Here is a 16,275-nt window from a genome sequence, read left to right as displayed (position 1 = left end):
GATTGCTACTACTTCATCAACCTCACTTGCGATTGCGTCAAGAACTTGCTTTTGATACGAAGATTCAGCATCGTTAGGGTTTTCAAACTTATCAGCAGCCCAAGCCAAACACAAAACAATTCAAAATTCAAAATTCAAAATTATTTGGAATTGTTCTGTTTGGTTTTCACTATTATTGCTGCGATTATCTTAATGAGTTCTTCACTTTCAGTTAGTAATGATGATAATTTTGATTGCTCTACTATTTCAGCAGCTATGATAATTCTCAACCAATATCTTGTTTCTCTAGCTTCTTTTAGAGCAATTTCTAGTTTATGCACAAAATCAGCCTTACTTTGCCCAGATTGAGATTCTTCGACATTCGCACCAATAGAAGTTCCTGACCTAATTAATTGCTTAGATAAAACTCGCCCTACTCCTGGTTTTTCATCTAATACTTTGCATAGATTGACTATCCTAACAGCAAAGTTAAATGTTCTATCTGTAATATCTCTTTGTTGACTCATTAATTTGTATACCTCTGTATAATGTGGTTAGTTCTTGCATCAAATTGACAAGCTACTCTTTCATTTTGAATTTTGAATTTTGAATTTTGAATTTTGAATTGTTTATATCTTGGGGATGTAGTTGTTCTGTTGTTAAGGGAACAGATGAAGATGTTCCAAGCCGAGATTGAATTTCAGTGATCAGCGATGCCCAATCAGAATTCGGATTCCATTCTCTGCGGATTCTGACTTTAGTAGCCGCATCATATAAGCGACAGAACACGGTATTTTCTTCACCACTAGTAACAGCAATAATCAGAGGTTTGGAAAAATCTTGTACAAGTGATGCTGATAATAAAAATGTTTTGGCAAAGTTCGTGTCTATTCCAGTTCGGATTACATAAACCTCATCCGCCGCAACAACAATATCTAACTTGAGATTGTCTTTGCCTTTGAATTCTTTGGCTGTCACTCGCAGTTCTGATAGATAACCTATTAATCCACGTTGTTGAACTGGAATAGTTTTATCTTGGTCAATGATGAAGTGATACCAAAGATATGATTCACCGTTTGATTCACCATTTTTGACATAAAGATAAACTGGTTCTGGTGGATTGCAAAAGCCTAGTTTGATTTCATTACTCATCCTTAACCTCTGCATTTATGGAGTGTGCAATAATAATTTTTCTGTGACACGCATACCTGAAATAATTGACAAACACCTGAAAAAGACTGGTTCAGGTGTTCGTCTTTTTATGATGAAGTCTCTAAGTTAATAGAAAGCTGTTGATTACCCTCTATTTCGTATTTCAAATACGAAAGTGCTGTTTGAGCATCCCCAATTGTTAAATCCGGTTGGTAATCCAATTTCTGGTAATCAGGATGTTTTTCGATTTGAGATATCAGATATTTTGCAGATTCAACTAATAGCAATAAATCTGGTAAATCCATTTGAGTTACTTCCTTGTTTAGTTAAAACTTCTCGACAACTGCCAACAAAAAGCCATGTCCCGTGTTCTTGATTTGCGCCTGTTTCTTGTCCAACAAATGCTGAATGATAGTCTGTGAAAACTGAACACGGTGTAGAGGTATAGAACCACCAGAACCACGCAGCGATCGCAATAATCTAGCAGCAGTTCTCTCAATGTAAGGATCGAAAACTTTAGGCATCCTCAGAACCTCCGATTGCTGCCAGTTGCTCTTGAATTGCTTTGATTTGCTGTTGATGTTCGTCAATTTCGGCTTGCAATTGCTGTTGTATCTCTGCAACAGAAAGCGTTTGAATCTGGTCTTCAGAGTAATGGCGGACTTCATCTGAATGTTTATCGGGAAGTACGGTATAACGCCAAGAATTACCGTACTCGTAAGCTAATTGTGTTCCAGCAGGTTTGTACTCTAAGCCGATGACTATTCCTTGTTGTGTCCGTTGTCCGAATGCGAATCTGGGGTATTGCCAGCCGTTTGGAATACTAATGGTGGGTTGCATAAATTTGTTGATGAATGAAGTGATTGGTGAGGAAGTGGGACAGAATTACTGAGGTCTGTCCCGAATGTAGATAGTGATATTTGAAACTAGTACCCTACGCTGCAACTAATTCTGATACTGGCTCATACTCCCGTAGCCGTTGCCAGTCTTGGGCAGTTAACATTTCAAACGGTTGGTCTAGCAATTGTTCGCAGTCGCTTAACACCAACAGCGATCGCACAGCATCAAACACTGAATCAGAATACTGCTGACCAGAACAGCCTTTGATAACCCACCAATTCCCGTTGGTGTAACCGACTTCGCCCAGTTTTACGTCGCCTTTGTAAATACCGTCATCCAGTGGTTCAAAGCCGTACTTTTGGCACTCGTTGAAAATATGTGCCATTGTTCGGTTATCAGTGCATGGTTCCTCGAATGGTTCTTGTACGGGGAGAGTGCCAGCTTGATACTGCTGTTTGATATAGCTGTGACACCGTGCTGGTGTGGTGTCCCTGAAAATCTCCAAGTCATTGACAATCACGCGCCATTCGGGATTGTGGTGCTGTTCGTAGCTGTAGGTTATACTGGCTATCAATTCTCCATGAGCAAACCCTTCTTGGTCGTAGAAGCAGATATCTGAAATGATGGGAACTTCTGGGATTTCTGCGTCAGGTTGGGGGTTGAGTTCTTGGTGATGCCATTGGATGAAGCGGTAGCATCGAGCTTGTGTCGTATCTCGGAATTTCTCAACGCCATTCACCATTACCACCCAAGGTTGCGTTACGTATTCACTCCAGTCGTAGGTGATGTAAGCGATTAGCCATTTGTCGGCGTAAATCTCGAAATGGTTGGAGTTGATTTCGACTGTTGTGAGTTCGGGGGCGATTGCCGGAGTTTGGACGACTTTCTGGATTTGCTCGGATTGGTGGGAGGCGATCGCTTTTATCCAAGTCTGGCGCTGTGTCTTGTTGCCTGTTGGGGTTACGCCGAGTTCTACGGCAATGGTTTTTAGTTGCCCAAGCTTGCGGTTAGCTAGGGCTTGCTGCGTATAGGTCGGATGCGTCATAATATAATTCCTGCCTCTACAAGGGTTAGGTTTTGACAAAGGGCGATCTCCTCTCCGGCCAAGAAGTGGGTGATTGCCTTTTGTTTTAGTAGTTTTACAACGCTAACTCAATGTGCTGCCTTGTTATTTCTACTAACCTAATAGTAAAGACAGTCTTGCCACAAGTCAAGATGCTCTTGTCATTTTTTTGTAATTTTTGGAGAGTCGAATAGTTCTTGTATATCCCTGCCTAATGCAGCACAGATATAACGAAGTAGTAGAAAAGGAACAGTTTTAGATGCTCTCTCCCCAAAAGGTTTTTCCATCATTTGAATATACTGCTTAGTAACGCGATAGCCAAACTTTTCGGTAACTTCATCTGCTAATGCTTGCATAGAAACCTTACCGCGCATCTCCCTTAGCCTTTCTCCATAAGTTGAATTCCAGTTAATACTGGCAATAACATCTAGCTCCAACATAATTAGCTCTTGACAAGAGTGGCTTGACTCCACCATATAATAAATGTTATGCTCTGAATTGTCTACAGTAAACTAGAAGCGATCGCCCGCCTCCATAGCGACGCGATCGCTTTACTAATTAGTAATAATCAATGTCTAAGCTATTAGATTTTGAAAGGGTTAGCAAGAGTAACCCTTGTCATAGAGTTGTATTAGTGACTAAGGATAAGAAGCCAATTGCTAAGTGATCACGTTATAGCAAGATATTTTTGTACCGCGAGTATCAACTAACCAGCTTAGTTATACTGCGGGATGGGTCGGTGGCGGAGGCGAAACAATTGTTGGCGCGGCAGGTAGCAATCTATGTCAGTGCTGAACTCATCATCAATCGCAGAGTGAGGAATTATCTGATTTTTTAGGACTAAATTATAACCAATTCCCAATCAAGACAAAAGCCGCCCAGTAATAGGGATGAGAGAATTGTTCATCGCGCAGAATTGCCAGTTGTGCTTGACGCAGAGCCTCTGCTTTCGTTGCTCGGTTGCGTAATTCTTCATAAAATCGGATCATGAACAAGGGAGTGGAATCATCCGAAGCCAACCATAAAGAAGCTACAGTACTTCGCGCCCCAGCCCTGATTGCGACTCCTGCTAGTCCTAAAGCAGCGCGTGTATCGCCTTTAGCCGTATTACAAGCACTCAGAACTAATAACTCAATTGGCCGCAGCCCTGTATCCGTCCGAAAAAATTCATCTAACTCTTTGGCCTTGATTTTATCGTCATAAGCAAGTATGAAAGTGTTTTCGGAACGGGAACTAAATTCCCCGTGAGTTGCAACATGAATAGTTGAAAAAGGCAGCGAATTAATTGTTTGTGTGAATTTCGATTTAGTAAACATCTCATTCAGTAATATTTTTGCCGAAATCTGCTGACGGATACCCTTGAATTCTTCCTCAACTCCAGGAAGTGGATCAAAATCCTGCACAGATTGACTCAGACCGGCCGCCAAGAGATTCAAGTTATCCAGTTTTATTGGTTTAGGATCTAGTAGCTGGAGACCGGGAGTTAAAGAAATACTATAATTTTTTTCGATTAGATATTGCTTACCGTCATAAAGAGCCGCCATTGGAATATTTTGTAGTACTCCATCTAGGACAAAAGTTAAGTTTTTGATGGGAAGGGCAGCAAGGTCTTTTTCTAGAGGGGCAATTAACCAGCTATATACTTTTTTAGAAAGTTCTTGTAAACGGCGTTTTTCACGATTGTTACCGCGATCTACACTCAGCTTTTCGCTTAGTTCCTTGACAGTTGCCTCTATTTCTGGTTGAGAAACTGATATTGTGTAGTAACGTAGATTGCTTTGAGTTCCTATAGGAAGGGAAAGAATAATTTCTAATCGATTTGATAAGATGACTGAGTAGATAACAGCCGTATTTACATCTACTTTATCTATTTCTTGGTTTTTGACCGTAGTACAAGCTTCTTGGAAAAAGTTATCTAGCTCGGCTAACTGTAGGTCTTCAATTGTCTGACGGGCTATTTTCAAGGTTTCTTGGCTGGGTTCTCTGGCTTGTAGAAGTAAATCTACATATTCCCGATAAACTGGTTCGACTTGCTCTCGAAAGTCAAATTGAACATCGGAATTGAGACTAACTAAATCTCCTCGGAGATTTTTCAAGGATTTGACTGCATTAGCATAAGCAGCGATCGCATCTTCTTTATCCTCTCCTCTGAGCAACTTGCCTAACTGCCACTGCCATTGATAAGCTAAATCATCGGCTGAACGAATTTGTTTAGTGGCTTGTAAAGCTTGCTGAGTATAGATTTTAGCTTTATCTTCTTGGTTAATTTTTCCATACAGTTTTCCCAGATTACCAAGAGCATAAGAAAGCGATCGCCAATCTTCTAAGGATTTTGCCTGGGTAATCGCATTTTCCAACAAAGTCATAGCTTCGGAAACATTGCTTGGCTTTTGAGCTAAACTTCTTGCAAAGTTGATTTTTGCGTAGATAGCTGTACGACTAGGAGATAAATTCGCCAAGGATTCCCGTATGGGAGATAATAATTCATCTGCGGCTGCCCATTTTTGTTGCTCAATGAATAAATCTCTTTGATTGAGTAGAGCTTGAATTTTGACGAGAGATGAAGTAGCGATGGGCTGCGCCCCACCTTCAATGATCGTGACTTGTTGATAAGCGACTAAAGCTTCTTGTTTGTAAATATTTGCCTTTTTATTATCTTTAAAGGTTGCTTCTCTTTTCGCCAAAGCGCGGTTTGTGTTACCCAAATTCAGCCAGACTTTACTGATATCTTGGGGTGACTTCCATTTTTGAGCAACTTCTAGGCTGGCTTTTAACACTTCCTCAGACTGTTCCAGTTTACCCACGACTCGCAACACATTACCCAAACTCCGCAATCCTCGCCCTTGGGCTTCCTGGAGTTTATCTGGTTTATTTTCTAGGAGTTTTTGTTTGAGGGAATTTATCTGTGCGGTTGAGAGTTCACATCTTTGAACATTAAAACCTAAAGCTTGAAGTAAAGTCTGACAGGCTCTAGGATACAAACCCAAATCTTGTAATGCCTGTGCTTGGTTAATTTCGCTAATTGCTGCACTAGGTTGATCACTGAGTACTACATAGATTTTAGCGGATTCTTGCCAAGTTTCTAAAGCTGCTTGGGATTGTCCAATTTTTTGTTCTAACTGTCCTTGAATATCCAGAGTTTGGGCATATATGCGTTGTTGTGCAGTAGTTGTTTCCAGAGTTTTCAATAGTTGTAAACTTTGAATGATGGCTGTTTTGGCCTCATTCCACTTACCTAGTTGCTGATAGGTGAGGGAAAGATTACTCAAAGCCATTGCTTGATTGAGGTAATTTTTTTGCGATGCAAAAGCGATCGCCGCCTGTTGCCAAATTTGAACTGCTGCGGTAAAGTTTCCTGATTGATAAAGTCGATTAGCTTGTTTAATTAGGTCTAAGGGATTTTGGGGAGATTGAGCGATCGCTCTTGATGGAAAAATTTGAGCAACAATAGAGGGAACTGCTATGGAGAGAACACAGACAAAAACTGCTAAAATCAACGTTTTACGAAAAGATTGCCAGAACCATCTTCTCTGATGCCTTTTTTTAAATTTTCCCATCACTTTTTTGTCAAATTTAATTAGAAAATTCCCAGTTTATGTGTTTAGCATATCTGAAATCAGAATGATGCGATCTTGTCCGGCTATGACTATAATTTGTGCGATCGCTCCAATTACAACTTTATCGCGGTTGACAAGCAGTTAAATTCGTTTTTTGACGCTGAATGTTTGCATTACTAGGATCATAGCCAACCAGAATAATCCTACCTTTTTCGTTACGTACCCATCCCTGGGCTGGCACAATTTTTTCAGAAGTCACAGCAGTTGGTAACGGAGAAGTCACACGGGTTACAGATTCTTCGCTTGGGGTGACTAAACCAACTTCCACTTCATCGCTATTTGGGAATTGTTCAGGACTGGAAGGCAATCCTCCCCTTCCGGTGATGGTAAACTCGCTTTGTCGTCCTCGCTGACAAGCATTTTGGTTGATGAGAGTTCTGGGATCAACAACGGTTTCTGGTAAGTTGAGTAAACCTTGACTGGGATCAATTTCAGGGGTATTAATGGCTACAACTCCCTCAACACCAAGTTCAGAACTGGCGGTAATTTGACTATCAGGCGAAAAGAATAGTGCTTGAGTGGTGATATTAATATTACCTCCCCTACCTGCAAAGGCATTGGCGGTGATGTCACTATCTTGATTGGCAACTAAGAAAGTTGTGTTGATGTTGATGTTACCACCATTGCCTGTGCCGTTGGCGGTGGCGGTGATGGGGCTATTATTCCGCAGGCGCAAGAGATTGGCAATATTGAGGTTGATGTTACCGCCTTCACCACTGGCTGTAGCGGCGGAGATTGTGGAATTGTTGTTGAGGGTAAGGTTATTTGCGGTTAAGAAGATGCTACCTGCGTCTCCCTGTCCTTGGCTGTTGACACTGATTTGGGCGCGGTTGTTAAGGTTAACTTGGTCGGGGTCGATAATAATGTTACCACCGTCGCCTGTAGAGTTGGGCGTGGTACTGGAGGCGATCGCGCTATTGGTTAAATTCAGATTGTCTTGTATAGTCAACAAAATATCTCCCGCATCACCTGTTCCGTTGGTTGAAGCGGAGATTTCTACACCATTGGCTAAATTTAAGGTTTGGGCGGTAATATCAATCCTTCCTGCATTGCCACTACCTGAAGTTTCAACGATGATTCTACCCTCTCCCTGAATATCAATGATTTCAGGGGCGCTGATGTTAATATTTCCGCCGTTTCCTGCTGCTGTTGTGGATGCAGAGATAAAACCGTTGTCGGTAAAGTTGATATTCAGGTTGGGATTAATGCTGTTGGGATTTAGGGTAAGATTACCTGCGGGTGATATCCCTTGAGTTTCTGCAAAAATGCCAAGCCTTCCTGATATATTCAGGTTGGATGTGTTGAGATTGATATTACCGCCTTGACGATTAGTAGCGGTTGCTCTAGCGGTAGCACTCAGTTCAGCATCTTTGCCAATATTCAAAGTATTTGTCCTAATATTAATATCTCCAGGGTTTCCTGCACCAGAAGTTTCCACGACTATTCTACTACCTTGACCAATATCAACTATTTGAGGTGCGTTAATAGTAATACTGCCAGCGTTACCTACTCCTTGCGTAAAGGCTTCAACTCCAGCACCATTTGAGATATTAAATATGGGCGTATTTATGGTAATATCACCCGCTTCTCCAGTATTGGTTGTAATTGTTGATATTCCACCTATACCCATATTTAAAACCTCAGCAAAAATTCCTGAAATGAATATTTGATTGTTAGCAGTGATGTCAATATTACCTGCATCTCCTTCTCCTTCCGTTATTGCGCTAATAAAAGCTCCATTTTTAACATTTAAAGTCTTACTTTCAATATCAATACTTCCAGCTTGTCCTGTTGTACCTATTCCTACAGAAGCATTAATTTGTGAAAGGTTTTGAGAGGAAAACCCGTCAATATTAATTTCATTCGCTTTGATTCTTATACTGCCTCCATTTCCTTGTCCGGGAGCAACAATCGTACCATTAGCTAATAGAAGTTCTCCCAATACCACGCTCCTAATTGAACCACCATCTAGTAAAGAAATAGAATCTGCTTTAAAATCAATATTTCCAGCGGTTCCTATACCTCCTGCTCCAATATTAGTCTCGATACCACTACTAATGAAAGTTGCATTTCCTTGCACATTAATTGTTATATTACCTGCATTTCCTGTTAATTCATTGCTATTTGTTTCTCCTTTCCCCAGACTAATTGTCGATATTACAGAATTATTATTTAAATAGAGCAAACCTGCTTGAATTTCAATATTACCTGCTCGTCCAGTAGCATCATTTTCTAAAATACTATCAATCAAAATAAAATTACTGAGTGTGAGACGATTGTCTACTTCAATTTTTATATTTCCGCCTATTCCCCTTGCATCTGCACCAACACTAGATGAAATACCATTGCGAAAGCCCTGTCGTCCTTCAGAAAGACCAAACAAAGTTATATCACGAGCTTTAATTGTAATATTTCCCCCATTTCCTTCACCGGGTGTAACAACTGTGCCATTAGATGTTATGGATCCTCTCACAACACTAGTAATTGCACTAAAATCCCTAAAAAAAATAGAATCAGCCGTAAAATTAATATTACCTGCGTTACCTTTTCCTCCTCTATCTACGTCGCTCTGAATACCACTACTAACTAAAGTTGCATTTCCTTGTACATTAATCGTGATGTTACCAGCATTTCCAGTGAAATCAGTATTTGGCTCTCCTTGTCCAAATGTACTAGATATCACTAGGGCGTTATTTTCAAAAGAAAGTGAACCTGCATTAATCTCGATATTACCGCCTCTACCAACGGCATTCAAATCCAATGTGCTACGGACTACAGCTGAATTACTCAAAGTCAAGTTATTAGTCGCTTCTAACTGAATATTCCCTGCTATCCCTCTTGCACCTTGATCAACGAAGGTGAAAATTCCCGAACTAAAACCTCCTTGCTCAGAAACACCGGACAAATTTATATCATTGGCTTTGATCGTTATGTTTCCGCCATTACCTTCTCCTGCCGGGATAATCGTACCGTTGCTTGGTTCAGTAGAACGACGAACAATGGTTGAAATGAAGCTTCCATCAAGTAATGAGAGTGAATCAGCCCTAAAATCAATATTACCAGCGTTACCTTTTCCACCTGATTCCACATTGCTTTGAATACCACTATCCGATACTAGGGTGGCATTCCCCTGAACTTTGATGCTGATGTTACCAGCATTCCCCGTCAAATCAGTATTTGGCTCTCCTTGTCCAAATGTACTAGATATCACTAGGGCGTTATTCTCAAAAGAAAGTGAACCTGCATTAATCTCGATATTACCTGCTCTACCAACGGCGTTGAAATCCAATGTGCTACGGACTAAAGCCGAATTACTCAGAGTCAAGTTATTAGTCGCTTCCAACTGAATATTCCCTGCTATCCCTCTTGCACCTTGATCCACAAAGGTGAAAATTCCTGGACGAAAACCTCCTTCCTCAGAAACATTGGACAAATTTATATCACTGGCTTTGATAGTTATGTTTCCGCTATTGCCTTCTCCTGCGGGGATAATAGTACCGTTGCTTAGTTCAGTAGAACGACGAACAATGGTTGAAATGAAACTTCCATCAAGTAATGAGAGTGAATCATCAGCCGTAAAATTAATATTCCCTGCATTTCCTTGTCCACCTGATTCCACATTGCTTTGAATACTGCTATCTGATGTTAGGGTGGCATTCCCATGCACTGTAATTTTGATATCCCCTGCTTGTGCATTCTCAACACCTAATTCTGATCTAATTCCAGCTAATAAAGAACTATTATTGAGGGTTAAATTATTAGCTTTTATATTGATACTGCCACCGTGGCTACTTGCAACATCAATGCGTGCATTTATTATAAAAGTATCACCAACACTGTTAAATATAATATCCCCACCTTTGCCATCTTGTTCAAAGGCAAAAGAATTAATACCTCCGACAACACCTATTCCTGATTTTGAATCAATGATTACTTTACCACCAGAACTAAAAGAAGAAGTGTCTATAGCTGTTGACTCAAAATTCGGAATAAAGCCAAAACTGAGATTAGAAGGAGTAATGATTATATCATTCTGAGAAGATGATAAATTAGGATTGGGTTGATATTGATTGGTTAATAAAACATCTCCGGTTATCTTTTGAGTGCTGTCGAAGGGATTTCTACTAAATACAATTGTGCCAACATTAATATATGCGCTGGTTGGAGGTGTAGGCGGAGGAGTTGGAGAGAAGAATAAATCATTACCGCTTCCCTGAAAAAAAGGGACACCAATAAATTCTGGATTTACACCTGCACGGATATCTACTGTAGGATTATTTCTCCCATCAATAGTGATTTGTTGTCCATTAGATAAAGTGATATTTTCCACTAACCCAAATTGTGGATCTGCACCTGTGATCAGAATAAATCCTGGTATGGTTACACTTCCCCCGGCAATTATGTGTAATGACGCACCCTGATAAGCACCAATAAAGACATCTCCAGTTGTCCGAATTATAGGATCGTGCGGACTAGATAAATTTCCTAAACTCCCATCTAATTGCTCAATCCGAAAATTACCACCACCCCAGTAATGTGCATCTCCGCCTACGGTGTTAGCCGATCGCAACACCAAATCTCCACTAGAGAACAAACCACTGTTAACATGATTTAATGCGAAGATATCTACAGACTCATTTCCTTGAATTAATAACTGATTTCCCGCCGCCGCAATGAAGGGTTGTTCTACACTATCCCTTACTGTCACGGTATCTTGGGCTTGGAGAGTTAAGTTTCCTCCCGCCTGGATTATTCCTGATAAGTTGAGATTCTGTGCTTGGAGGGTTAAATCTTTGCCGACTGTTAAATTACCAGTATTGTGAATATCTCCCGTATTCTCCCGAAATCTCAAGCCAATGGGAATATTCACATTTAACAATGGCGGCGCTTGGGGATTTGTGGCGCTAAACTCCAAGTTATTGCCAAATGTTAAACTATCTGCTGTAGCGGCGACAAACGAACCTTTAATATCTAATCGGGCAGTAGAACCAAAAGAAATCCCGTTAGGATTAATCAAGAATAAGTTGGCATTACCTAAAACCCCCAATGTTCCTAAAATGTTAGAAGGGTTTCCCCCTGTGACGCGGGTGAGGATGTTCTGAATTGCTGGAGGATTGGCAAAATAAGCACCTCTCCCGGCTGGAATATTGAACTCTGAAAAGCTGTGGAATAGGTTCGCGCCTCTCGTTGCGCCCCCGGTAATCAAATCGCTGTTAATTCCTTGAATTGTTTCTTGTCTGATGGTGGAATTTTCGTTCCCTAATGTGCTATCGGGAGTGATTTGGGCTGTAGCAGCATCACAAAAAAAACTACCCAAAGCAACTAAAGGAGCTACTACAAAAAACGGGAATTTATCAGCCATAACCACCATTATTTTCTGATACTACCTATTGCGCTTTAATGCAGATGCAAGCGATTCTAGAAGTATATCAGTATTATTACGGCTGTTTTATTATTTTAGGCAAAAACTTCACACTTACCTCAATCAACAACTCAGCGCCCCTCCGCGTAAACCTCAGCGCCCCTCTGCGTTTAAAAATTATAATCGAGGCTAAAATACAAACCATTCTCATTCAATGTTCGCCTGTTAACATCCACGGCTACCAAAGGAATCCCCCAATCGAAACGTGCATTCAAGCGATCGCCCATTGTCCACACTAAACCAAAACCAGCCCCCACCAAAGTATTCGGCTCAGGATTAACAAAATTAGAGCTATTCCAACCCGTACCAAAATCAATAAACGGCGCTACCTGTAACAATCCCTGTACTTCAGGAATTCGCCAAACTGGTAAACGTACTTCCGTAGAGGCAAAAATAGCATTATCAGTCAGCAAGAAATTTTGGCGATATCCCCGCACGCTATCTAACCCACCTAACGCAAACTGTTCTATAGGAAAGGTGGCTCTAGAAGCAAACTGCAAATCAGAGCGAACTACCCACAGAGTATTGGGTGCTAGTAAACGCACATATTGTCCTTGTCCCCGCCAAGAGAAAAAACGCCCATCTGGTGGTTCTGCATTTAGGGTTGCACCTAAAGCCCCGATACCCAGACTAAATTGCGATCGCACAGCAAATAATTCTCGATTATTGCGTTGCGTCCAGTCTTGAAAAAATCGCAGCACTGTGACGTTTGTTTCGCCGTTATCGGTTGCGCCCAAAGATAAAGGGAAGTTTTCTCCCAGCAACCTTGTTTGACTCCGTTGTAGAGACAGGGTTAAACCTAATGCTAATTCTTGGGTAGGAGATTCCAAGACAGGTTGACGTACACTCAGTTCATAATAGTTAAAGTCACCTGTAATATCTAAAACATCAAAAGGTGGTTCAATTACCGTAGTTTGACTAAATCCTCCCCCTAGTTTAATTGTGCCATTGCGGGGATTAAAGGGAATAGTGTAGCCAATATCCACCGCATTGCTACCATCAGTATTTCTATAAGTTAACTCCAGTCCATCCCCAAAACCGAGTAAGTTTCTTTCCTGAATCTGTACACCTCGTTCAAAACTCCCAATGGAAGGGACACGGCCATTATTAATTATGGCTTTAATGTCGAAAGAATCCGCTTCTTGAACCGTGACTTTGAGCAAACTTAACTCTGGACGCGCACCCGCCGATAATTCTGCGGAAATGCGTTTAATTAGGGGGTTGAGTTGTAAGAGTTGTAGAGCTTCGAGGAGTTTTTTTTGATTTAAAGGACGTTGAGTAGCGATCGCTAACCGACTGCGGATATATTCAGGTTGTAAACGCCCTGTTCCTGTAACAACAATATCTTCCAGACTCCCTTCAATAATCTGAATCTTCACCAACGCGGCTTCTGGGGACAAGTCTTGATTTTCAGGAATTACTGCTCCCGAATTGATATAACCTGCATCTGTATATTTTTTGTTGATTAGAGCTTCTGCTTGAAGCAGTTGAGCGAAAGATATTGGTTTATCTCTAAAATCCTTAGTGACTTCGGCTAATTGTGAGTCACTAAAAGCAGTATTACCTTCAAATATAAATTCCTTGACGATGATTGTTCCGGGAATATCTGGAGAGATTGATGGAGTTGGCGTGAACGATGGCGGTAATTGGAGGGGAATTTCAGGGCTTGGGGATGGAGGCTGAGGAGATGGTTGTTCCGGTTGTCTGGGGATAATTGGGTTAGGAACTTGGGCTAATCGTCCGTCTATAACTATTTCTGATGTTGTGTGCGCTGCCACTTTTGCGCCTATCCCGAATAAATTAATACTCAGTAGGAGTAAAATTAAGCCATCCCGCATTTACTAAATCTCTTACTCACGACACTTGAAGTTTCACTTTTTTTACGATAGTTGATTCCTAAGTACCTTTTTTGAAAGTATCCAAATGTTGTTACAAAATATATTGCTTGACCGAGATTAGTGCAGAGTGCGGAGGGGTAGTTGCTGCTGATGTCTGCGATTGACTCTGAGCAAATACCACTAAATTCTAAAGAGATGGAAGCATGAACCCCCCACCATCAAAGCGCAAAAAATCTACCTCTGCCGAATCCTCAGAAGACCCAGCTTCAGTAACCATCGACGTTCCCTCCGTTGAAGTCCCAGAACTAACCGAGGATGAACAACGCGATCTCCTGCATCTCGAACGCAAAGTTGAAAGAGCTTTCTTTGAGGCTGGCAAGGCACTGGCGGAGTTACGCGATCGCAGACTGTACAGATCCACTCATCGAACTTTTGAGGAATACTGTAAGGATAGGTTTAGCTATACTTACCGCCATGTGAACTATTTAATAGCTGGTTCAGTGATAGTTGACAATATAAAAATGGGAACTAATAGTTCCCAAAATGAGAAAGCAGAAGAAATGGGAACTATTAGTTCCCAAATTTTGCCCACGTCAGAAGTACAAGTGCGCCCTCTCGCAAAGCTTGAACCCCAATAACAGCAAGAAGCGTGGCAGACGGCAGTGCAAGAAGCCAAGGGCAAAGTGCCGTCAGGACGCATTGTTAAAAATGTCGTGCAAAGAATAATGGAGAGTACCAAAATACCCAACAGTTACCAAATTGGTGAAGTCTGCCAAATTTTAGTCAAGGATAATCCTGATTTGCGGGGCAAGGGCGGCTGTTGGGGTCTTGTGACTCATGTTGGCGAATTCAGTTGCACTGTAAAAACTTGGGATGGTGAACTTACGGTAGGGGTGCAGCATCTCAAGTCATTCGATTACCTGCCCCAGGAATGCCAGCAGATGCGGGAGATATGCGATCGCATCACGCGGTTGCGGGAGGGTGAGAATCTGGAGGAAGCTGCAAAAGCTGTGTTGAAGTTTCTGGGGGAGTTGAAGCGACCTTATTTGACAGCTGTGGAGGAAAGGCTGTTGGACGTTCTAGAGTCGGAATCCCAAAATTAAACCAAATAATTCTAAATGTTAGATATATTACAAAATAGACATCTCCAAAATAGTATATTTTGTGGTAAAAGAACATTATGAGAAGTTTTTTAACACTAAAATATGAGTGACATACTGAATCACATTGAGGAGAATCCGAAAGAAACAAAGCGGTTAATTGGTATAGAGTATGAACAGTTACAAAAATTAATCCAAAATGCGGAGCAGTTACACCATGAGAAACAAGCGTTGTTAGAATCCAAGAAAGTTAGAATTATTACTGGTGGTGGAGGTCGTAAACCAAAACTATCTATCAAAAAACAAATAATTTTAACCTTAGTATATCTCAGGCATATGACAACCTTTCAACTTTTGGGTATCCAGTTTGGAGTCAGCGAGTCTACAGCAAATGATACATTTAACTATTGGTTGCCACTCTTGAGAGAATTGTTGCCATCCAGTTTAATTGAACAAGTAAAAAAAAAGAATCTGACTATCAAGTAGTTAAAGAAATACTCACAGATTATGAATTAATTGTAGATAGCTATGAGCAAGTGAGAGAAAGACCTAGAGATAATAAAGAGCAAGAAGAATATTACTCAGGTAAAGCAAGTAAACATACATTTAAAAGTCAGATAATTATCTTGCCTAATGCTAGAGATATTGTTGATGTTGTGGCAGGAGAACCGGGGCCAAAAAGTGATATAACTTTATTCCGAGAAAACCGTGATAACTTTGACCCAAAACAGAAATTTAAGGGAGATTTAGGATATCTAGGAGAAGATTTAATTGACACCCCAATTAAAACACCGAGAAATGGCAAGTTAACAATTGAGCAAAAAAAAAGAAAATAAGGAGTTTTCATCCAAACGAGTATTTGTTGAACACCGAATCCGTTCCGTCAAAATATTTCGAGTTGTTCAAGATAGATTTAGATTAAATCCTCAAAAGTATGAACAAGTAATTTTGACAATTTGTGGACTAGTCAGATTGCGAATTGGAGCGTTAATATTGCCAACAACAATAGCTCCTTTTTCATCAGACTAAAATCAACGTATATAACTACATCTTTTTGCCTCGTTATTATCAAGAAATATCTCAAAGCCTTATTTTATCCTATAGACTAGCTAGTTAGAGAGCCTTGCGCTTGGATATTATGAGCTAGTCACCAATACCTTCGCCAAAATAAGAGGATGAAGAGAGAGGGCTGATGTAGTAGAGTTATTGTCTTCCCAAACGACAACTCAAAAGCCACAACAAGCCCATGCCCGATATCTTATCA

At 40.8% G+C, this 16,275-nt stretch carries 15 protein-coding genes; 5 read left to right on the top strand and 10 right to left on the bottom strand.

Annotated features, from left to right (window positions below):
* Positions 1-140: 140 nt before the first annotated feature.
* The 10 genes from H6G77_RS34240 to H6G77_RS34195 form a co-directional block, all read right to left on the bottom strand.
* On the bottom strand, positions 141-506 hold the full coding sequence (locus H6G77_RS34240) for a four helix bundle protein (protein WP_190874009.1): 366 nt from the start codon (positions 504-506) through the stop codon (positions 141-143).
* A 52-nt stretch (positions 507-558) separates the two neighbouring features.
* Complete coding sequence (locus H6G77_RS34235) at positions 559-1,131, bottom strand: hypothetical protein (RefSeq protein WP_396020702.1); 573 nt, start codon at positions 1,129-1,131, stop codon at positions 559-561.
* 107 nt (positions 1,132-1,238) lie between these two features.
* Complete coding sequence (locus tag H6G77_RS34230; RefSeq protein ID WP_190874008.1) at positions 1,239-1,436, bottom strand: hypothetical protein; 198 nt, start codon at positions 1,434-1,436, stop codon at positions 1,239-1,241.
* Between the two features lie 21 nt (positions 1,437-1,457).
* A complete protein-coding gene (locus H6G77_RS34225; protein ID WP_190874007.1) occupies positions 1,458-1,655 on the bottom strand; it encodes a hypothetical protein in 198 nt (65 codons plus the stop codon).
* Positions 1,648-1,971, bottom strand: a complete 324-nt coding sequence (locus tag H6G77_RS34220; protein WP_190874006.1) for a hypothetical protein — start codon at positions 1,969-1,971, stop codon at positions 1,648-1,650. The genes H6G77_RS34225 and H6G77_RS34220 overlap by 8 nt, the downstream gene beginning before the upstream one ends.
* Positions 1,972-2,065: 94 nt before the next feature.
* Entirely contained in the window at positions 2,066-3,016 is a 951-nt protein-coding gene (locus H6G77_RS34215) for a hypothetical protein (protein ID WP_190874005.1), read from the bottom strand.
* A 179-nt stretch (positions 3,017-3,195) separates the two neighbouring features.
* Positions 3,196-3,474 (bottom strand): hypothetical protein, encoded by a 279-nt coding sequence (locus H6G77_RS34210; protein ID WP_242049406.1) that lies wholly within the window; start codon positions 3,472-3,474, stop codon positions 3,196-3,198.
* Positions 3,475-3,879: 405 nt separating this feature from the next.
* The gene (locus tag H6G77_RS34205) at positions 3,880-6,591 is read right to left on the bottom strand and encodes a CHAT domain-containing protein (protein ID WP_190874003.1); all 2,712 of its coding nucleotides are present in this window, start codon (positions 6,589-6,591) and stop codon (positions 3,880-3,882) included.
* A gap of 121 nt (positions 6,592-6,712) precedes the next feature.
* A complete protein-coding gene (locus tag H6G77_RS34200) occupies positions 6,713-12,013 on the bottom strand; it encodes a filamentous hemagglutinin N-terminal domain-containing protein (protein ID WP_190874002.1) in 5,301 nt (1,766 codons plus the stop codon).
* Between the two features lie 170 nt (positions 12,014-12,183).
* Positions 12,184-13,911, bottom strand: coding sequence for a ShlB/FhaC/HecB family hemolysin secretion/activation protein (locus H6G77_RS34195; RefSeq protein WP_190874001.1), 1,728 nt, complete (start codon positions 13,909-13,911; stop codon positions 12,184-12,186).
* 203 nt (positions 13,912-14,114) lie between these two features.
* Here H6G77_RS34195 and H6G77_RS36555 point away from each other — a divergent pair, with 203 nt between their 5' ends.
* The 5 genes from H6G77_RS36555 to H6G77_RS36105 all read left to right on the top strand — a co-directional run bounded on the left by H6G77_RS36555 (position 14,115) and on the right by H6G77_RS36105 (position 16,040).
* Positions 14,115-14,549 (top strand): hypothetical protein, encoded by a 435-nt coding sequence (locus H6G77_RS36555; protein ID WP_313954545.1) that lies wholly within the window; start codon positions 14,115-14,117, stop codon positions 14,547-14,549.
* Between the two features lie 24 nt (positions 14,550-14,573).
* Positions 14,574-15,014 (top strand): hypothetical protein, encoded by a 441-nt coding sequence (locus H6G77_RS36550; protein ID WP_313954544.1) that lies wholly within the window; start codon positions 14,574-14,576, stop codon positions 15,012-15,014.
* A gap of 102 nt (positions 15,015-15,116) precedes the next feature.
* On the top strand, positions 15,117-15,497 hold the full coding sequence (locus H6G77_RS36115) for a transposase family protein (RefSeq protein ID WP_242049405.1): 381 nt from the start codon (positions 15,117-15,119) through the stop codon (positions 15,495-15,497).
* A gap of 50 nt (positions 15,498-15,547) precedes the next feature.
* Positions 15,548-15,847 (top strand): transposase family protein, encoded by a 300-nt coding sequence (locus tag H6G77_RS36110; RefSeq protein ID WP_313954543.1) that lies wholly within the window; start codon positions 15,548-15,550, stop codon positions 15,845-15,847.
* Positions 15,825-16,040, top strand: a complete 216-nt coding sequence (locus tag H6G77_RS36105; RefSeq protein WP_242049404.1) for a transposase family protein — start codon at positions 15,825-15,827, stop codon at positions 16,038-16,040. The genes H6G77_RS36110 and H6G77_RS36105 overlap by 23 nt, the downstream gene beginning before the upstream one ends.
* Positions 16,041-16,275 lie beyond the last annotated feature (235 nt).

The sequence above is a fragment of the Aulosira sp. FACHB-615 genome (assembly GCF_014698045.1).
Classification (GTDB): domain Bacteria; phylum Cyanobacteriota; class Cyanobacteriia; order Cyanobacteriales; family Nostocaceae; genus Nostoc_B.
The sequence above is the reverse complement of the archived record's forward strand: the minus strand, read 5'-3'. Positions and strand labels throughout refer to the sequence as shown.